The organism is Haloarcula sp. Atlit-47R, from assembly GCF_003665985.1.
Lineage (GTDB): Archaea > Halobacteriota > Halobacteria > Halobacteriales > Haloarculaceae > Haloarcula > Haloarcula taiwanensis.
The window spans coordinates 124,351-142,101 of the sequence record NZ_QPLQ01000004.1 but is presented as its reverse complement, the minus strand read 5'-3'; the positions used below and the strand labels follow the sequence as shown (position 1 = coordinate 142,101).

Sequence of the window (17,751 nt, the reverse complement as noted above, 5' to 3'; positions counted from 1 at the left end):
AGCTACAGAACATGGGGACAGTATGGGCGTAGAATCGCTAATTCAGTACGTCCGAACGTCGTCTGTCCGGACGGACATCATCGGCGCGCTGTGTCCCGGGGCCAAGGCCACCAACGAACTGCTGTCAGCAGTTACTGCAAGCGAATCAGCGATTTACGACGCGCTCTCGAACCTCGAAGGCCGCGGCATAGTCACCTCAACGGACGACGGCTGGCGACTCACCGGTACCGGCCGCCTCGTCGCAGATACGATTCACCGCCAGCAACGGCTTGAGGAACTCCTCGCTCTCGACCTCCAGTACTGGGAGGCTCATGACACGTCAGTGCTACCACAGCCGTTCCGGTGTCGCCTGCCTGAAGTTGGTGACTACACGGTCATCCGTGGCACGCAAACCGATATCAACCGACCGGTCCGGGAAGTCGTGTCCCGCGTCGAGAGCGTCCCTCACTGCGATGTCATCTCGCCCGTCTACCACCCCGAGTACGAGGCGGCGATGCCGGACAACGCCGAGTCGCGGCTCGTGGTCAGCTGTGCTGTAATCGACGAGATGCTCGACACGGAGTCCGTCTCGCTCGATATAACTCGGTTCGAGGAAACGACTGTTCGTGTCACGCCGGTCCCGTACGCACTCGCCGTCGCCGACAACTGGATGATTATCACGCTCCCAGAACTCGACGGGGCCTGGCCGTCGGCGAAGATTATTTCGGAGACGGACGGCGCTATTTCGTGGGCGAGGGACCTGTTTACGCACCTCTGGGAGGATGCAACCCCGATAGAAATGTATCTCGACGATCACTGATTTTGGCAAACCTAAACATTCAAGAACCGTGGGTTCTGACGGATGAGCAATGGCTATTCAGGGCTCGCGGGCTGAAAATTCAGCCGGCTACACGTTTGACGACCTCGCGGTCGTCATGGGGACGTACAACGAAGAAGAAGCAATCGGCACTGTTCTCGACGATATCGCGACAGTGACCGACGGGCGTGCCGAGGTCGTCTGCGTCGATGGCTCCAGTGACCGGACGCCGGAAATCGCCCGCGAACACGGTGCAACAGTCATCGAACAGGAACCGCAGGGATACGGTGTGGCGGTCCGCGAAGCCGTGCTGACGCCGGACCGGCCGGTCGTCGTCACGACGGACTGTGACGACACGTATCCGATGGAACGCCTCCCCGATTTCCTCGCAGAAATAAACGACGGGGCCGACGTTGTCAGCGGCGACCGGCTGTACTACGGGGCCGAGCAGATGCCGGCGATGAACAAGCTGGGGAACGAGCTGTTCGCCCTACTCGCGAGTGTACTCATGGGCAAGCGCGTCCACGACACGACTACCGGAATGCGGGCCTACCGCCGCGAGGTCCTCCAGAAGATCGTCTGGACCGAGAACACCGGGCTCTCGGCGGAACTGCTCATGCGGCCACTGATGCGCGGCTACGACGTGCGTGAACGCCCTATCGAGTACGACGAGCGGAAAGGTGAGACGAAACTCGACCCGTTCTCCGGCGGGGCCGCCATCGCAAAGTCGATCGTCCGGGTTGCGCTCGAAGAACGGTTCCGGTAACACCGCCGACGTAATCGGCGACGGGTCCCGGCTTATCGGTCGTTCGGTGGCTGCTGATAGCTACTCGTTCCGCCGGGGTAGCCCTGCGGATTCTCGATTCCGACAAGCTCGCCGCCGGTCGGCGAACTGTACAGCGCGAACAGGAGGTCGTTGACGAGGTAGTAGCGGACGCGGTGCCTCGGGTCGCCATGTGGCTCCGGGTCGGCAGCCTTAACGCCCATTCCCCGCAGCGTTTCTTCCTGCGTTTCTGTGTCCAACGCAGTGAAGACTGTGTCCTCCCATTCTCGGGTGTAAGCGTCGAGGTCCGCAACGGCGGTCGTCATTTCTGCCGCTCGCTCAGGGTCTGCCTCGACCCGGCCGGTGACGTAGCTGTTGACGAATTCCCGGACGCCCGTTACCTCGCTCGGATAGACAATAGTGGCGACGGCATGATACGTCTCGCGCTCGTGGTCGCCGAACTCCGATTCGGCCGTCTCAGTGTCTTTCTCGGCTGACTCGGCACTCTTGTCGGTTCCCGATTCGTTCCAGACGAGCGCCGCCGCGCCGCCGACGGTGACGCCCGCCGCACCGAGGGCTTTCAGCGCGTCGCGTCTGGTGAGTTCGTAGTCAGTCATCGGTACGGATCACGTAGTTTCGGCTGTTGTGGTCGCGTTCATGCTGATTCCGTCGCGGTGTGTGCCCGGAACGTAGGCTGCCTCGCCGCCGCAGCGGCGCTGATCCTTACAGACTTCGAGTCGCGGTGTCAGCGCCCGCACGCCGTTGTCCGCCTGGGAAACCGGGAGTTCCGCCCGGTACTCGAACCCCGCACCAGTACCGTAGTCGACAAACATAATGAGCGTGACTGTCCCGTCCGCCGGCGTCGGGACGCTGACCTGGTCCTCGATGCCGTCGCCGGTGAGCCGCGTCCGGTCGCGGTCCGTCGAGAGCCGCAAGTCCAGCGTATCGGTCCCGGTAACCGTCGCGTAGTCGTTCTCACCCTCGCTTGTGAGCCGGATGGAGACCAGCGCGGCCTGTTCGGGAACTGACGCCGATACATCCGTCCGGACCGTCCGGCCCTCTGCGACCGACACCGGCTGGAGCCGCGGCTCGACGGGCAGCCCCAGATACGGGACCCACTCGCCGCGGAACGCGTAGCGGTAGTAGGTCCGGTCGGGGTAGGCGTCGATGACCTCGAACTGGCGGTGTTGCATCGCGTAGACGGTGTCGCCGTCGAAGCCGGGGTCGTTACGAACCGACTGGAACGGATGATTCAGCCAGTCGCCGTACGGTGTCGGGAGCAAGACGAGACTGTTGTCGAGGTCTCGCTCCTCGAAAGGCGTGTAAGCCTGCTCTAGCTGCTGGGTCACTTCGTAGTTGTCCGAGACCGGCTCGGCCGCTGTTGTGACGGCTGCGCCGCCGCCAAGCGCCGCGCCACACAGCGCCACAGTGACCAAGACTGGACGGACCCGATCCGCGCTGACCCGCTCGGTTACCAGCAGCCGTGTCCATCGGGCAACGGTAACGACCCCGACGGCACCGAACGCCGTCAGCGGGACGAGCATATCGACGTGATAAAACGGCCCGAGGAAAGCGACTAAGCCGTCTGTCGGGTCCGAAAGGTCGCCGAGCATGTTCACGGTGCCCCAGAAGTAGCCGTTGCCGAGCGGGACCGTCAGGAGGACCCCGGCCAGCGCCGCCTGCCGGCCGTCTATTCCGCGACGCACGACGGCCCCGAGCCCGATAGCTGCTGCCGCCGTCCCCAGCGGCCCGGCGACGACCCACTGGGTGAGAAGCTTCCAGAGGAGTTCGGCGTTGGCGTCCAGCGACATCGCCGGCGTGAACTCCCGAGAGTAGCCCAGAATCTCCCGGTGGCCAAAGCCCGGCCCGTCCTGCGGGGCGAACACTTCGTACGGGAACAGCAGGGCTGAGCCGGTGACGACGTGGTTGTATGCAAGCGTCGCGGCGACACCGGTAAGCCCGCCGACGGCCGTTACTGACAGGCGCGTGAACCACGCCGGGTCGAGCGTCCGGAGCGTCCACAGCGCGTGGATAATAAACGGCGTTGCAAACAGCACTGCGGTGTACGGCCGCGCGAAGAAGGCGACGCCGATAGCGAGGCCGGCACCTGCCGCCGTCTTCCGGCTCCCGGTCCGGTCGGCGTGGAGATACGCCGCGGCGAAGCCGAGGTTCCACAGCGTCGTCGGCACGTAGGAGAGAAACACCGAGGCCTCGATGAGAAACAGCGGCGACCCGACCATGAGGACGGTCGCCACCACGCCCGTCCGGGCGTCGAACGCTTCGCGGACGGTATGGTAGGTTAGCGCAAGGACGCCGGTCCCAATCAGGCCGAGCGCAACGCGGTAGCCGCCGAGCAGTTTCCCGACGGCAAACATCGCCGCCGGAACCGGGGCGTACTTCGGATACAACCGCTCACCGTCGGCCACAAAGAACCACGGTCGGAACGACTCCTCGACCGGCGGGTACATGAACAGTTGCCCCTCGAGCAGCATGGCGGCCTGCTGGAGGTAGACGCCTTCGTCATGGTTGGTTGTATGATGGGGAAAGACGACGTGGGCGAGCGTGAAGACGGCGAGCCCGCCGAGCAACGCTATCAGCCCCGCCTGTACCCCCGGCCGGCGCAGTCGCGTCATTCCGTCGGATACCAGGCCAGGTCGTGGTCGGCGACCAGATCAACTTCGACCGGCTGGCCCGGTTCGAATGTCTCGACGTGGTTGTGCATGCAGTGGACGACGTCGCCACTGTGGAGTTCGACCCGGTAGACGAACGACGGACCGTTGTACTGGCGGTGAACGACGTAGCCGTCGGCCTGGGACTCGTTTGTTGGCATCGCCTGCAGGTCGTCCGGCCGGACCAGCACGTCCACCATCGCGCCGTTGTACGCCTCGACCGGCCCGTTCAGCAACTCGATGTCGAACGAACCCAGTCCAGTCTCGATGACATCGCTGGTCACCCGGGCCGAGAGGAAACTCGCCTGCCCGAGGAAGCTCGCAACGAAGCGGCTCTCGGGGTTTTCAAACACTTCAGCGGGGTCACCGACCTGAGCGATGGTCCCGTCGTTCATGATGGCGACGCGGTCGCTTATCGAGAGGGCTTCCTCCTGGTCGTGGGTCACTGAGATGGCGGTGACGCCGGCCCGCTTCAGGATTTTGCGAACCTCCTCGCGCATCTCGACGCGCAGGCGCACGTCGAGGTTCGAGAACGGTTCGTCGAGCAGAAGGACATCCGGTTCCGGGGCCAGCGAGCGCGCGAGCGCAACGCGCTGTTGCTGGCCGCCGGAAAGCTGGCTCGGCATCTTGTCGTGATGGGACGAGAGGTCGACCAGTTCGAGCAGTTCGTCGACCCGCTCGGCGACGGCCTGCTCGTCCATCTCGGTCAGCCCGAAAGCGATGTTCTCGGCGACGGTGAGATGCGGGAACAGCGCGTAGTCCTGAAAGACGATCCCGATGTTGCGCTCCTCTGGCTTCCGGAACGAGGAGCCATCGGCGATGACTTCATCGGCGATCGATATCTGCCCGTCAGAGGGGCGTTCCAGCCCGGCAATCATCCGGAGTGTCGTCGTCTTCCCGCAGCCGGATGGCCCCAGCAGTGTCAGCAGTTCGCCGTCTTTCACATCGAGTGATAGGTTCTCGACGGCGACTTCGTGACCGTAGTCCTTGGAGACGTCGTCCAGTTCCAGGACCGTCCGGTCCGGGTTCGCTACCGCCGCGTCCACGTCGTCGAAGTCCGATGTTTGCTGTGTGCGTGTTTGTCGAGACATTAGCTTGTGTCCTCCCGTCGAAGAATGACCAGCATCGAGAGTCCGGAGAGGCCGACGAGCACGAGAGCCGGGACCGCCGCCTGTCCGTAGTAGCCGGCACCCTGGACGAGCCAGATGTACGTGACGAAGGTTTCGAAGCCCGTCGGGCGTAACATCAGCGTTGCCGGCAATTCCTTCATGGTCGTCAGGAACACTAGCGCGGCCCCGGCGGCGATTCCCGGGGCAACGAGTGGTAAGACGACTTTCCGAAACGCCGAGAGTGGGTGGTAGCCCAGGGACCGCGCCGCTTCGATGTAGCTCGGATCGACCTGCAGAATCGAGGATTCGGTCGTCCCGACGGCCTGCGGGAGGAACCGAATCACGTAGGCAAACACCAGCAGGATGACACTCTGGTACAGGAACGGGACGTACCGGAGCCCGAGATACACGAGCGCCAGGCCGAGCACGACCCCGGGGACGGCGTAGCCGACGTACGTGGCCCGCTCGGGGAGTGACGAGAAGCCCGAACTACCGCGCGCGGAGAGATACGCTATCGGGAGCGCTGCCACGACACAGATGGCCGCCGCGGCTGCGGCGAGGCCGACCGAGTTCCAGGCGTAGGCCGCATCGAAGGTGAAACCGCCACCGCTGTAGCCCGTGCCGGAACGGAGGAGCCACTGGAGCAAGATGCCGACCGGAAGCACCAGACACAGCGACGCGATAGCGCCGCAAAACAGCAGTGCCGGGGCTTTCCAGTAGCCGAGCCTGATGAGACCGGGCCGGCGCGAGCCGCTGCTGACGTAGGCTCCGTCTCGCCCCGCGCTGAGGCGGGACTCGACGGCGAGGATACCAAGCGCCATCACAAGCAATAGCATCGAGAGCACGGAGGCGTAGTCCAGCCGGCGAGCACCGAACTCGTTGTATATCATCCGCGTGAACACGTCGTACTGCATAATCGCTGGTGTTCCGAAGTCCGAAAGCGTGTACAGCGCCACCAGCAGGGCACCGGCCGCGATGCCCGGCGCGATCTGTGGCAACGTGACACGGCGGAACGCCTCCCAACGCGTGTGATTCAGTGTCCGGGCGGCCTCGACCACAGTCCCGTCGAACGACAGCAGCGACGCGCGCGTGGTCAGGAACACGTACGGGTACGTAAACAGTGTCAGCACAAGTATCGCGCCGTGCAGGCCGTATATCGTCGGTATCTGCTCGATGCCGAGCGGCGAGAGCAGGTCCGCGAGGACGCCGCGAGGGCCAAACGCCGAAACGAACGCGAAGGCCCCGATATAGCTCGGGACGACCAGCGGCAGCGCGGACGTAATCGTCCAGAACCGCTTGAACGGCAGGTCCGTCTGGGCGGTGAGAATCGCCAGCGGGACGCCGATGAGAATCGACGCGACGGTGACACCAGTCACAAGCGCTAGCGTGTTCAGCGTCACCGAGACAGTCGTGTCGCTCGTGAGTAGTTCCACCGCACGCCCGAACTCGATTTCACCCGCCCGGAGAAACACCCATACCAGCGGTGCAAGTAACAGCAGCGAGATTGCCAGCGAGACCACTGCGAGCAGCGTGTGCGGAGACGAGTCTCGCTCCGACGTGGTCGCTTGCTCCCGAAGCCGCTCGTAGCGGTCTTTTGTGCCCATATTAGAGGACGCCAGCGTCTCGAAGTAAGTCAACGGTTCCGGCCACGTCAGCCAGTTCGCTCAGGTTGATATCCGGCGGGTTCAGGTCGTCGATACGCGGCAGGTCACCGACCGGTGCGACGCCCGGAATCATCGGATACGCGAACGTCCGGGTGGCGAAGAACTCCTGTGCCTCCGCCGAGAGGACGTGCCGGACGAAGTTCGCTGCCAGGTCTGCGTTGTCGGTTCCGTCGATGATTTCGAGGCCCGAGACGTTGACGAGTGCCCCGGCATCACCTTCGGTGAACGCGAGGCCGATGGGCGAGCTTTCGCGGGCAGACTGAACTCGAAGTGTGTAGTAGTGGTTAGCGAAGCCGGCGGTCAGTTCCCCGTCGGCGCAGGCGTTTGAGACGCGGAACTCGTCGGCGTAGGTACTAATGCCGTGGTCCTGCATCGCCTGGAGCCACGACATCGTCTCGTCGTCGCCGCGGATGAGTCGCATCGCGGTGACGAACGACTGGAACGCGCCGTAGCTCGGGGCCCAGCCCATGCTGTTTTCGAGCGCAGCGGTCTCCGGGAACTCCTGAACCGTCGACGGGATGTCGGATTCGGAGATCTGGTTCGTGTTGTACGGAATCGCTCGGGCGCGGCCGGCGATGCCCACCCAGCGGCCCTCGCTGTCCTGGTACGCGTCCGGAACCGTCGACAGCGCCTCTTCGGGGAGGCTCGCGGTCGCGCCAGCGTTTGCCACGGCACCGAGTGAGCCAGCGTCGATCGACATGAACACGTCTGCTGGACTTGCGCCCGCCTCGTTCTCCTCGATGATGGTGTTTGCGAGGTCACTGGATGCTTCGAGCCGGTGGTTAGCAGAGAAATCAGGATACAGCTGTTCGAACAGTTCGATGAGGTCGAGGTAGAGGCCGCCCTCGCCACCACCGAGGTACAGCGTCAGTTCGCCGCTGAGGTCCGGCAGCTCCTCGATTGAGGTCCCGCCGGGAGCGTCCCGCTGTGCCACCAGCGGGCCGGAGCCACGGAAGTCCGAGAGGGAAAGCTGACCGGTCCCAGCACCGGTCCCACCGTCGCTTCCACCATCGCCGCCGTCGCCCCCACTCAGAATACCGGAACAGCCGGCAATCGCCGCTGTCGCGGTGGTGCCACTGAGGGCGAGGAAGCGTCGTCGTGACTGCGTTGCGTTACGTCCCGTCATATCGTTAGAATCACTCATTATTTGATTTAGGGTTGCCTAAACAACTTATGCCTTTCTAGTCGTCGGCGGTTGCGGGGACCTGTTCCGCCGCGGCGTCGTCTAGTTCGTCGAGGCATGCCAGCCAGTCGAGCATGAATTCGCCGCAGTAGTTAAGGAAGGCACCGTTTTCCCAGTCGCTGAAATCGCCGTCGGCCATCGCCACGGCGATGTCCTCGAACACTTCGGCGTAGGAGTCCGCGTCCGCGCCGGCGTCGTCGACGATCTCCCAGACGTGTTCGTTGAGTTCGAGCCCGTGGACCTCGTTGGTGAGGTCCGAGAACGTAGAGCGGGGCGCTTTGTTGTGTTCACACAGCGGGTCGCCGTTGTAGATCTGCTTACCGAGCACGTCACAGGCCCGCTTGAGGAAGACGCCGGACCAGATGTCGTCAAAGCGGCCCACGTCCCACTCGTTGTCGTCCATCGGGAGCTGGTAGAACGCCGGGATGACCTCGCGACGGAACGCAAGGTTCATCGAGCAGACGGTGAGGTACTGTCCCTCTGCGGCGACGAAGTCATCGTCGAAGTCTGCCCCGGTCGTACGGGTCTGGGCCTGACCCTGCAGGTCGCCGTCCATCAGAATGCGAACAGCGTCGAGGTCGGGCACGTTCGTCCAGAGGCCCTGCGAGGCGACCACGTCATCGACGCGGCTCTGCTCAGTCGACACCGTCTCGTCCATTGCGGCGTAGGGGTAGCCACGCGGGTAGAGGCCGTGTTCGTCCTCGTTCTGGTAGAGGACGTTGACCCACTGTTCGTCGGAACTGACCGTCTCAATCTCGCCCTCGTAGGCGAGATTCTCCATGTGCGTCCCGAAGAAGTCCGCGTCATCGTGTGGTAGCGTGTCGTCGTCGATGAACACACCGTACTCGTAGTCGTTGGCCCACATGTACAGGAGGCCAAACGAGGTCTGTGCGTGGCTTGCTTCGGGGATAAGATGCGAGTATCCGCTCGCGCCGTGGGCCTCAAACCACGCCTCGCGGGCGGTTCCGTCGTAGACGGCTCCGTCAACGCCCTCTTCGTCGAGCATCTGTTCCATCGCGTCGGTGTCACAGAAGTCCTCGGTGATGAGTACGACGAACAGTCGGTCCAGATCGAACCCGTGGTCCCGGGCGTTCTGGAAGTACGACCGCATGCACTCGTGGTTTCGAATCGTCGGCACCATTACGCAGATGTCGGCTGTCATGTGCTGGCCGTATCTCTTTAGGCCATCCTAAAAGATTTGGCGTTCTTCTTTGCTACCCTCGTGAGTCTGTCTTCTAGCCGTCACTTCTCGTGTACTAGCAGCATCATTATATTCTAAATTCGACGTTTAATGTTGTATAAGGCGAACTGTTATTTGGCTGTGCTTTGCCAGATTAGGTGATGAGCGTACGAAGCAACAGGGCTCCCATCAACCACGAATGAACCTGGACAATCAAACCTGTGTCGTCACTGGGTCCTCACGTGGTATCGGCCGCGGAATCGCCAAAGATCTCGGTGCTCACGGGGCTAACGTCGTCGTTAATTATCGGTCCTCGGACGCGGAAGCCCGCGCCGTCGTCGAGGACATCCGGGAAGGGGGCGGCACCGCTATCGCGGCCCAGGCCGACGTGGCGAAACTCGATGAGGTCCGGGCAATGCGTGAGAAGGTGGCCGACGAGTTCGGGTCCGCAGACGTGCTCGTCAACAACGCTGGAATCACTATCGACAAAAAGTTCGAAAACATGAGCCGCGACGACTGGGAGACGGTGATCGATGTCAACCTTGGCGGCGTGTTCAACGGGACGAAAGCCTTCTACGACGACATTCGCGACGCCGAGCACGGCCGACTGATAAATATCTCTAGCGTCGTCGGTCAGCAAGGGAACATCGGGCAGGCTAACTACGCGACGACGAAATCGGGGCTGTTTGGCTTTACACGGACGCTCGCACTTGAGTTAGCACACACGGGGTCAACCGCGAACTGCGTTGCGCCGGGCTTCGTCAAGACCGATATGCTGGAGGAGGTGCCCGAACGCGTTCAGGAAAAGATTCTGCGGGAGATTCCGCTCGACCGGTTCGCGCGCGTTGAAGACATCGCCGGCATCGTGCGGTTCGTTGCCAGCGAGGAATCGAGCTACATGACAGGACAGGTACTTGGTGTCAACGGCGGGATGGAGTGGTAGGATGAGTCAACAGGAAGAACCAGAAGACGAGACTGGGGCACCTGACGACGCGGTCGAAGAGTTGCGACAGAAACGGGCCGAAGCTGAACTCGGAGGCGGTGAAGCTCGTATCGAATCCCAGCACGAGAAGGGCAAGATGACCGCCCGCGAGCGCATCAACTTTCTCGTCGACGATGGGACGTTCAACGAGGTCGACCCGTTCGTCGAGCACCGGTCGACGAACTTCGGTATGGAAGAGAAACGGTTCGCCGGTGATGCGGTTGTTACCGGTTACGGTGAAGTCGACGGTCGGAAGGTGTTCCTGTTCGCACACGATTTCACCGTACTGGGTGGGTCCGTTGGCGAAGTCGTCGCCGACAAAATCTGTAAAGTGATGGACCGGGCCATCGAGAACGGTGTCCCGGTCATCGGACTCAACGACTCCGGCGGCGCGCGCATTCAGGAAGGCGTCGACTCACTGGTGGGCTTTGCCAAGATATTCGAGCGCAACACCAAGGCGAGTGGTCTCATCCCCCAGATATCCGCGATCATGGGGCCATGTGCCGGCGGAGCCACCTACAGCCCGGCGCTGACTGACTTCACCTTCATGGTGCAAGACACCAGCCACATGTTCATCACCGGGCCGGACGTCATCGAGACGGTGACCGGCGAACAGGTGTCGAAAGAGGAACTCGGCGGTGCGGGCTCTCACTCCACCAAATCCGGTGTCGCTCACTTCTCGTACCCATCGGAGGAGGAAGCGCTGGAAAACATCCGCCGACTCCTGTCGTACCTCCCGGCGAACAACATGGAGGACCCGCCGCGAGTCAAGCCGTGGGACGACCCTGAGCGAGAGATTCCCGGCGTGACCGATATCGTCCCCTCGGCCCCACGCAAGCCTTACGACATGACGAAGGTCATCGACGCCATCGTTGACGAAGACTCCTTCTTCGAGGTCCACGGCAACTGGGCACGCAACGTCGTGGTGGGGTTCTCGCGGATGGACGGCCAGTCGGTCGGCGTCGTCGCCAATCAGCCACGCGTGAGCGCGGGGACGCTTGACATTGACGCGGCAGAGAAAGCGGCTCGGTTCGTCCGCTTCTGTGACTCGTTCAACATCCCCATCCTCACGCTCGTCGACGTGCCCGGGTTCATGCCCGGCACGGACCAGGAGCACAACGGCATCATCCGGCGGGGCGCGAAACTCATCTACGCCTACGCCGAGGCAACGGTCCCGCTGCTGTCGGTCGTCGTACGGAAGGCCTACGGCGGCGCGTACATCGTCATGTCTTCGAAGTTCCTGGGCAGCGACGTGAACTACGCCTGGCCCGGCTCGGAGATGGCCGTGCTCGGGCCGCGGGGTGCCGTCAACATCCTCTACCGAAACGAGATCGCGGAGGCCGACGACCCGGACGCCAAGCGGCAGGAACTGATGGACGAGTTCCGCGACGAGTTCGCCAATCCGTACGGGCCGGCGAAGCGGGGCTATCTCGACGACGTCATCGAACCGAAGGAGACGCGCAAGCGCCTCATTCAGGACCTCGACCTCCTGCAGCGCAAGCGCGAGGATACACCGCCGAAAGACCACGGCAACATCCCACTGTAACATGACGACTCGCAACACCCCACAGTCGGACGCGGAGTCGGTACTGACAACCGGCAGCGAGGGGCCGGAGGACCTGTCGCTGTCGATACCGGCGGACGCATCACAGGCCGAGGCGGCGGCTATCACCGCCGCGATTAGCGCCCACGTGACTGACCGCCAACGGGCTGCTGTGGCAACAGCACAGCGGCAGACGGTTGAATACGCCGATGAGTGGACGCTGGCAGGACGGCTGGCGAGTGTGGGCAAACGCCGCCCTCCGAACAATGTCAAACGCGGCGAAGAGTGGAAGGCGGCGGCGCGAGCGCGATACTAGGATTCGGTAAACTCCTGCAGCACTTCGAGGTCGCGGGTGGTCCGCATAAACTCCGACAGCGACCGCTCGGCCCCACAGTCGTCACAGGCGAACTGCGTCTCCGGGGCAGAGAGATCAGTTACTTGCGCTTCCCAGGCAACCGAACACGCCGGACATTGTAGTTGGAGCCAAGCCTCCTGCATATTCCGTGTGTGGTTAGCACACACGGATATACTTTGTGTGGATTCTCACTGCCGGGGGCAGTAGTGTCGTTTGGCGATTCGGGGTGTTTTTGGCCTGCCTAAATATAGGAAGATTTAAACCAATTAGGCAAGCCTAAAAATATATGGACCGACGAGAGTACATCGTTGCGGCCGGTGCCGGGCTGGCAGGTGCCGTCGCCGGCTGTTCAGGGCAGTCGGAGACCGGGAGCGATAGTGAGGGGACGACTGACAATCCAACGGGGTCCGGTACGTCGGCCGCGGAGTCGACTGCGGCCGCAGAACCGACGGATTCGGGCTACTCCGTCTCGATGGAGCCAGTCGGCGAGGTTTCCTTCGAGTCAGTGCCGGAGGGCTGGGTCGCAAACAACGGAAGCTGGGCCGACATGGGAATCGCGCTCGGCCTCGATGCACCGGAGGGCGTCTGGCTCCCCTCACGGTACCACACCCAGTATTACGACGAGATACCGGGCGTCAGCGTCGACGGGAGCTCGCTCAGGAAGCTGTGGGGCGACAGCGGTGTCGGCAAGGAGCAGTTCTACGAAATAGACGCTGATATCCACGTCATGGACCCGAACTTCCTGCAGAGCCGCGGGTCCTGGGAGCGGTCGGACATCGAGGAAATCGAGTCCCAGATCGCGCCATTCTTCGGGAACAGTATCTTCTCGACGGGCTACACGTGGCACGATTACACCTACTACACGCTGTACGAAGCCTTCGAGAAACTCTCCCGGGCGTTCCAGCGAACGGACCGGTTCGAGGCGTTCCAGTCCCTCCACGAGGAGTTCCGGACGGGTCTGGGTGACATCGTTCCGGACTCAAACTCCGACCGGCCGGAAGTGGCCATCATGTGGGCCGGGGGCAACGAGCCGACGAGCTTCTCGCCGTACCTCATCGAGGACGGGACCAGTTTCAAACAGTGGCGGGACCTGCGCGTTCGCGACGCGTTCGCAAAAACTGATGTCAGGGACTTCCACGCAGACCGGAGCACGGTCGACTTCGAGACGCTACTTGACATCGACCCCGAGTACATGCTCCTGCGCGGACACGAGACCAAGACACGCGCGGAGTTCGAGGACACAGTCGTCAGCTACCTCGAATCGGATGAGACTGGAAGCGAACTGACGGCAGTACAGAACGGGAACGTGTTCCGCGGTGGGCCGCTGTACCAGGGGCCGATAACGAATCTGGTCGTCACCGAGCGGGCAGCATCGCAGGTGTACGACGTGGACCGGGAGCTATTCGACCGCCAGCGCGTCGCCGACATCGTCGCCGGAGACCTGTAAGGACTCATGGTCGGACGAACGCTCGCAGACATCCGTGATAGGCTCTCGGAACTCAGTGTGGCTGTCGGGCCGTACCGCGTCGTCAGCGCCAGAACGGGCACGCCGCCGTTCCCAGTGTCAGGAATGCAGTTCCCGGACCGCGAGACGGCCGCCGAAGCGGCCAGCGTCGCGACCGCATACCGAAGCGCCCTCCGTCGCTACGACCCCCGCGTCACCGTCCACGGCCTCATCGTCTGTGAAGCGCCGTGGGGGACCGATGCCGTCAGGACTGGCCCGTCGTCGCTCCCGGAGTACTGCCATACGGTCGCCGGGTCGCTGTTCGAGGTGCTGTCGGGCCGTCATCGCTCCGTCGAGCAGGCAGTCATCGACAGCTACCTCGAAGCGGCCGAGGAGACGGAGAACCGCGAGCACCTCTGTCTGGCGATGCTCGAAAGCATGGCCACGGCGATCGCCGACAATCTCGACCCGGAAGTACAGGCGGACACCCTCCGCGAAGCCGCCGGACAGTTACCGCGCAAGCCGAGCGGGCCCGAACCGGTTCGGGACGCCGTCGCCGACCTCGAAGCAGCGGGACTTGTCGACGAGGCAGCAATCGAACCCGCAGCCGTCGGTCCCGGCCGCTGTGCCAGATATATCACATTACAGAACTATCGCCCGACACTGTCGGACCTTCGCTGTCCGGTGTTGCCGATTGCCGTCGAGCTACTGCGCCGGACGAGTATCACGCCACAGATGGCACAAGCGGAGCGAACTGCGGATGGCTGGCGGCTGCTCGTCTCACTGGCCGGCGACCAACCCGCCGAGGGGCTATCGGTCGTTACGACGACTGCCTGAACATTACACTCGCTCTATAGGTCAGACCGTAATACATACACGAGACCCCTGTGACGGCACAGGTATGGGAGTCGCAGTAATCGGCGCGTCAATGACGAAGTTCGGGCAACGCGACGCCTGGATCCGTGAGTTACTCTCGCAGGCGGGCGAGGAGTGTCTCACGGACGCCGGCGTCGCGCCCGACGACGTAGAGCACCTGTACGTCTCGAACATGTCGAGCGGCGAGTTCGAGGGCCAGACGGGCATCATGAACCTGCTGGCCCACGATCTGGGGGTGCTTCCAGCTTACAGCGAGCGAGTAGACCAGACCTCGTCTTCTGGCGGGGCCGGTATCTACGAGGCCTGGCAGTCAGTCGCCAGCGGGGCCAGCGAGATGACGCTGCTGGTCGGCGCGGAGAAGATGACCCACAAGACCACGGGCCAGGCGACCGACATCATCGCCTCAATTACCCACCCCGACGAGTACAAACACGGCGTCACGCTCCCCTCCTTTGCCGGGATGACTGCTCGGCACTACCTGGAGCGGTTCGACGCCCCGCGGGAGTCGCTCGCCCGGGTCGCGGTCAAGAACCACAGAAACGGTGTGGACAACCCCAAGGCGCAGTTCCAGAAGGAAATCACGATGGAGAAAGCGCTTGAGTCGCCGATCATCGCTGACCCACTGCGGCTGTATGACTTCTGTCCGATCACGGACGGCAGCGCCGCGCTCATGTTCACGACAGAGGAACGGGCCAAAGAGATTACCGACGAGTACGCTGTCGTCTCCGGCATCGGCGGGGCGACTGATACTCACGTCGTTCACGAGCGCGACGACCCGACTGTCATGGGCGGGGTCGTCGAATCGAGCGAGCAGGCCTACGAGATGGCCGGCCTCGGCCCCGACGACCTCGACGTGGCCGAGCTTCACGACATGTTCACGATTCTGGAGTTCCTCCAGCTAGAGGGCATCGGCGTCGCAGACCAGGGCACGGCCTGGGAGCTGGCAATGGATGGCGCGACCGCCAAGGACGGCGACCTGCCCATCAACACCTCCGGGGGCCTCAAGTCCAAGGGCCACCCGCTGGGGGCCAGCGGCGTCGCGCAGGGCGTCGAAATATACGAACAGCTCGTCGGCGAGGCCGGGCCGCGGCAGGTCGAGGCCGACACCGCCCTGGCGTGTAACGTCGGCGGCTTCGGCAACTGTGTCATCACCACCATCATGGAGGCCGCAGAATGACGCTGGAAGCAGGCATGTGCTCGAACGGCCACGTCTCGTACCCCACCCATCCGCTGTGTCCGGAGTGTGGCGAACCCCAGGAAGAGACCTTCGACCTCTCGGACCGGACCGGCGAGGTCGTCACCTGGACCCACTCGACGGCGACGCCGCCGGGCGTCCGCGAGCCCAACACGCTCGCTATCGTCGAGTTCGACATCACGGACGTCGACGGCGCGAGCGACGAGTTCGTCCGCGCGCTCGGACAGGTGACCACGGACGAAGTCGAGACCGGCGACACGGTCGAACCCGTCTACGTCGAGGAACTCCGCGACCCCGACGCAGGCATCAAGGTGCCAGAGAGCCAGGACTGGGACGGCTACCGCTGGGACCCCGTCTGATTAGTTCTCCTCGCCCTGTCTGGTGATACGCCCCTCCGTCGTCGGCGAAATCGTTCCCGCTTCTTCGATAGTGTTGATGACGAGGTCAGAGAGGAGCGCCCCCTCGTTCGAGGAGACGAGGACGGTGGTGTCACTGAGCATGCTGTAGCCGTCGCCGCCGCCGGAGACGAAGTCGTTGGTCGCCAGCGTGTACGTCGCCGCCGGGTCGACCGGCTCGCCGCCCGCCGTGGCTTCGATGATACGGTCGCCACTCTCCGCGGTGGGGTCGTAGGTGTAGGTGATACCACTGACCTGCGGGAACCGGCCGGCTCCTTCTTCGATGCGGCTGACACCGTTTTCCAGCGCCGCGAGCAGCGTCTCGCCCGTGATTTCCAGTTCGACCACGTTGTTCGGGAACGGGAGTATGTCGACGACCACGCGCCGCGTGATGTCCGCGGGGTTGTCCTCGCTCGCGTCCTCGAAGTACAGCGTGTCCGTCCGGATGCCGCCGCCGTTCATCAGCGCGGTGTCGGCCTCGACATCGGCCCGGATGGTGTCGGCGACGAAGTTCCCCATGTTCGACTCCCGCGCCCGGACGACCGACTGGCGGGTGTCCAGCGGCTGGGTAGTCTGCCCGATGACTACGTCCAGTTGCCGCTCCAGTTGCGTCTCGTAGTGGTCCTGGACGAGGCTGACGAAGGGGTCCGTGCCGGCCGAGGACGCCCCGACGTCGTGCAGCGCGAACTCGTGGTCCGTGACGCCGTCGTCGCCGATACCCAGCGCCAACTCGCCGAGGTACTCGTACTCGTCGCCGACGAAGGAGAGGACGGTGTCGTTGACCACCGCCGGTTCTTCCAGCACCGTCGCGGCGTGGTCCCCGATGATGGCGTCGACGCCGTCGACCTCCTCGGCGACGGTCCGTGCGGTTTCGCTCGCGAGATGGGAGAGCACGATGGTCGCGTCGGCACCGTCGGACTGTATCTGCTCTGTCACTTCCTGCAGTGCGGCGGCCGGGTCCAGGACCTCCGTGTTCTCCCCGATAGAGGTGATTTCGGGGGCTTCCGGCGTAATCAGGCCGGTGATACCCAGCGTAACGCCGCCGACATCTGTGAGGACGTACTGCTGTGCGCCCTGGTCGGCAGCGAAGACGGCCCCGTCCTCGCGGACGTTCGCGCTGACCCAGGTGAAGAGGCTGTCCCCCACCCGCTCGCGGAGGACCTCGGGCCCCATGTCGAAGTCGTGGTTGCCGTAGGTGTCGAAGTCCAGGCCGCCGGCGTTGAACGTCGAGACGACGTGTCGCCCGTCGAACACCGCCGACAGGACCGACGACGCCAGGTCGTCGCCGTTGCCCACCCGGAGCGTGGCGTCCGTGTCCTCGGCGATGTCGTTCATCAGCCCGAAGTACCGGGAGACGTTGAGGCCGTCCGCGCCGGCGTTGGCGAACCGGCCGTGGACGTGGGTGTCGTGCAGGAACGTGACGGTGGTCCCGTCGGTCTGTAACGCGGCGCTTGCGGTCGTCGAGCCGACTGCGAGGCTGCCCAAGACGGCCGCGCCCGTCCCGAGTACGTCACGACGTGTCGCCTGATATGTCATATAGATATGTTATATTAAGAACAGGACTTCATACTTTGCGTCGCGGCAAGAGTACTGATGG

At 63.4% G+C, this 17,751-nt stretch carries 17 protein-coding genes; 9 read left to right on the top strand and 8 right to left on the bottom strand.

The genetic code is table 11. The features are described 5' to 3' along the window. The first annotated feature begins 22 nt into the window (after window positions 1-22). Window positions 23-799: a winged helix-turn-helix domain-containing protein gene (locus DVK00_RS15520; RefSeq protein WP_101350087.1), complete on the top strand. Its 777-nt coding sequence runs from the start codon at window positions 23-25 to the stop codon at window positions 797-799. Window positions 800-848: 49 nt separating this feature from the next. Next, window positions 849-1,562 carry a dolichyl-phosphate hexose transferase gene (locus tag DVK00_RS15515; RefSeq protein ID WP_101350086.1) on the top strand — a complete coding sequence of 238 codons (714 nt, stop codon included), beginning with the start codon at window positions 849-851 and terminating at the stop codon, window positions 1,560-1,562. A gap of 32 nt (window positions 1,563-1,594) precedes the next feature. Here the strand turns inward: DVK00_RS15515 and DVK00_RS15510 are convergent, their stop codons facing one another. The 6 genes from DVK00_RS15510 to DVK00_RS15485 are packed head-to-tail and all read right to left on the bottom strand — an operon-like array spanning window position 1,595 to window position 9,346. Continuing rightward, window positions 1,595-2,176, bottom strand: coding sequence for a gluconate 2-dehydrogenase subunit 3 family protein (locus DVK00_RS15510; RefSeq protein WP_121537526.1), 582 nt, complete (start codon window positions 2,174-2,176; stop codon window positions 1,595-1,597). 9 nt (window positions 2,177-2,185) lie between these two features. Next, a complete protein-coding gene (locus DVK00_RS15505; RefSeq protein WP_121577970.1) occupies window positions 2,186-4,192 on the bottom strand; it encodes a glycosyltransferase family 39 protein in 2,007 nt (668 codons plus the stop codon). Continuing rightward, on the bottom strand, window positions 4,189-5,319 hold the full coding sequence (locus DVK00_RS15500; RefSeq protein ID WP_101350083.1) for an ABC transporter ATP-binding protein: 1,131 nt from the start codon (window positions 5,317-5,319) through the stop codon (window positions 4,189-4,191). Before DVK00_RS15500 ends, DVK00_RS15505 begins: the two co-directional genes overlap by 4 nt. Continuing rightward, window positions 5,319-6,941 (bottom strand): iron ABC transporter permease, encoded by a 1,623-nt coding sequence (locus DVK00_RS15495; RefSeq protein WP_101350082.1) that lies wholly within the window; start codon window positions 6,939-6,941, stop codon window positions 5,319-5,321. The genes DVK00_RS15500 and DVK00_RS15495 overlap by 1 nt, the downstream gene beginning before the upstream one ends. Window position 6,942: 1 nt before the next feature. Further along, window positions 6,943-8,127, bottom strand: coding sequence for an extracellular solute-binding protein (locus tag DVK00_RS15490; protein WP_101350081.1), 1,185 nt, complete (start codon window positions 8,125-8,127; stop codon window positions 6,943-6,945). Between the two features lie 55 nt (window positions 8,128-8,182). Further along, window positions 8,183-9,346 (bottom strand): alpha-1 4-glucan-protein synthase, encoded by a 1,164-nt coding sequence (locus DVK00_RS15485; RefSeq protein WP_101350080.1) that lies wholly within the window; start codon window positions 9,344-9,346, stop codon window positions 8,183-8,185. Between the two features lie 217 nt (window positions 9,347-9,563). On the opposite strand from DVK00_RS15485, the gene DVK00_RS15480 reads away from it, so the two are divergent. The 3 genes from DVK00_RS15480 to DVK00_RS15470 are packed head-to-tail and all read left to right on the top strand — an operon-like array spanning window position 9,564 to window position 12,205. After that, window positions 9,564-10,307: a beta-ketoacyl-ACP reductase gene (locus DVK00_RS15480; RefSeq protein ID WP_101350079.1), complete on the top strand. Its 744-nt coding sequence runs from the start codon at window positions 9,564-9,566 to the stop codon at window positions 10,305-10,307. A 1-nt stretch (window position 10,308) separates the two neighbouring features. Continuing rightward, window positions 10,309-11,892 carry an acyl-CoA carboxylase subunit beta gene (locus DVK00_RS15475; protein WP_101350078.1) on the top strand — a complete coding sequence of 528 codons (1,584 nt, stop codon included), beginning with the start codon at window positions 10,309-10,311 and terminating at the stop codon, window positions 11,890-11,892. A 1-nt stretch (window position 11,893) separates the two neighbouring features. Beyond that, window positions 11,894-12,205: a hypothetical protein gene (locus DVK00_RS15470; protein ID WP_101350077.1), complete on the top strand. Its 312-nt coding sequence runs from the start codon at window positions 11,894-11,896 to the stop codon at window positions 12,203-12,205. Here the strand turns inward: DVK00_RS15470 and DVK00_RS15465 are convergent. Next, the gene (locus DVK00_RS15465) at window positions 12,202-12,387 is read right to left on the bottom strand and encodes a hypothetical protein (protein WP_101350076.1); all 186 of its coding nucleotides are present in this window, start codon (window positions 12,385-12,387) and stop codon (window positions 12,202-12,204) included. The genes DVK00_RS15470 and DVK00_RS15465 overlap by 4 nt on opposite strands. Before the next feature lie 143 nt (window positions 12,388-12,530). On the opposite strand from DVK00_RS15465, the gene DVK00_RS15460 reads away from it, so the two are divergent. From DVK00_RS15460 to DVK00_RS15445, 4 genes are all read left to right on the top strand, one after another. Continuing rightward, on the top strand, window positions 12,531-13,691 hold the full coding sequence (locus DVK00_RS15460) for an ABC transporter substrate-binding protein (RefSeq protein WP_101350075.1): 1,161 nt from the start codon (window positions 12,531-12,533) through the stop codon (window positions 13,689-13,691). A 6-nt stretch (window positions 13,692-13,697) separates the two neighbouring features. Then, on the top strand, window positions 13,698-14,525 hold the full coding sequence (locus DVK00_RS15455) for a hypothetical protein (protein WP_121512290.1): 828 nt from the start codon (window positions 13,698-13,700) through the stop codon (window positions 14,523-14,525). A gap of 64 nt (window positions 14,526-14,589) precedes the next feature. After that, a complete protein-coding gene (locus DVK00_RS15450; RefSeq protein WP_101350073.1) occupies window positions 14,590-15,741 on the top strand; it encodes a 3-ketoacyl-CoA thiolase in 1,152 nt (383 codons plus the stop codon). Then, complete coding sequence (locus tag DVK00_RS15445; protein ID WP_101350072.1) at window positions 15,738-16,118, top strand: Zn-ribbon domain-containing OB-fold protein; 381 nt, start codon at window positions 15,738-15,740, stop codon at window positions 16,116-16,118. The genes DVK00_RS15450 and DVK00_RS15445 overlap by 4 nt, the downstream gene beginning before the upstream one ends. On the opposite strand, the gene DVK00_RS15440 is transcribed toward DVK00_RS15445, so the two are convergent. After that, complete coding sequence (locus tag DVK00_RS15440) at window positions 16,119-17,690, bottom strand: bifunctional UDP-sugar hydrolase/5'-nucleotidase (RefSeq protein WP_121577969.1); 1,572 nt, start codon at window positions 17,688-17,690, stop codon at window positions 16,119-16,121. It lies immediately after the preceding gene. Window positions 17,691-17,751 lie beyond the last annotated feature (61 nt).

Bases quoted from the DNA above. Each gene is read 5' to 3' on its own strand.
- DVK00_RS15465 (WP_101350076.1), bottom strand. From the start codon at position 12,387: ATGCAGGAGGCTTGGCTCCAACTACAATGTCCGGCGTGTTCGGTTGCC.
- DVK00_RS15515 (WP_101350086.1), top strand. From the start codon at position 849: ATGGCTATTCAGGGCTCGCGGGCTGAAAATTCAGCCGGCTACACGTTT.
- DVK00_RS15440 (WP_121577969.1), bottom strand. From the start codon at position 17,690: ATGACATATCAGGCGACACGTCGTGACGTACTCGGGACGGGCGCGGCC.
- DVK00_RS15450 (WP_101350073.1), top strand. From the start codon at position 14,590: ATGGGAGTCGCAGTAATCGGCGCGTCAATGACGAAGTTCGGGCAACGC.
- DVK00_RS15485 (WP_101350080.1), bottom strand. From the start codon at position 9,346: ATGACAGCCGACATCTGCGTAATGGTGCCGACGATTCGAAACCACGAG.
- DVK00_RS15510 (WP_121537526.1), bottom strand. From the start codon at position 2,176: ATGACTGACTACGAACTCACCAGACGCGACGCGCTGAAAGCCCTCGGT.
- DVK00_RS15475 (WP_101350078.1), top strand. From the start codon at position 10,309: ATGAGTCAACAGGAAGAACCAGAAGACGAGACTGGGGCACCTGACGAC.
- DVK00_RS15505 (WP_121577970.1), bottom strand. From the start codon at position 4,192: ATGACGCGACTGCGCCGGCCGGGGGTACAGGCGGGGCTGATAGCGTTG.
- DVK00_RS15480 (WP_101350079.1), top strand. From the start codon at position 9,564: ATGAACCTGGACAATCAAACCTGTGTCGTCACTGGGTCCTCACGTGGT.
- DVK00_RS15445 (WP_101350072.1), top strand. From the start codon at position 15,738: ATGACGCTGGAAGCAGGCATGTGCTCGAACGGCCACGTCTCGTACCCC.
- DVK00_RS15455 (WP_121512290.1), top strand. From the start codon at position 13,698: ATGGTCGGACGAACGCTCGCAGACATCCGTGATAGGCTCTCGGAACTC.
- DVK00_RS15490 (WP_101350081.1), bottom strand. From the start codon at position 8,127: ATGACGGGACGTAACGCAACGCAGTCACGACGACGCTTCCTCGCCCTC.
- DVK00_RS15460 (WP_101350075.1), top strand. From the start codon at position 12,531: ATGGACCGACGAGAGTACATCGTTGCGGCCGGTGCCGGGCTGGCAGGT.
- DVK00_RS15500 (WP_101350083.1), bottom strand. From the start codon at position 5,319: ATGTCTCGACAAACACGCACACAGCAAACATCGGACTTCGACGACGTG.
- DVK00_RS15495 (WP_101350082.1), bottom strand. From the start codon at position 6,941: ATGGGCACAAAAGACCGCTACGAGCGGCTTCGGGAGCAAGCGACCACG.
- DVK00_RS15520 (WP_101350087.1), top strand. From the start codon at position 23: ATGGGCGTAGAATCGCTAATTCAGTACGTCCGAACGTCGTCTGTCCGG.
- DVK00_RS15470 (WP_101350077.1), top strand. From the start codon at position 11,894: ATGACGACTCGCAACACCCCACAGTCGGACGCGGAGTCGGTACTGACA.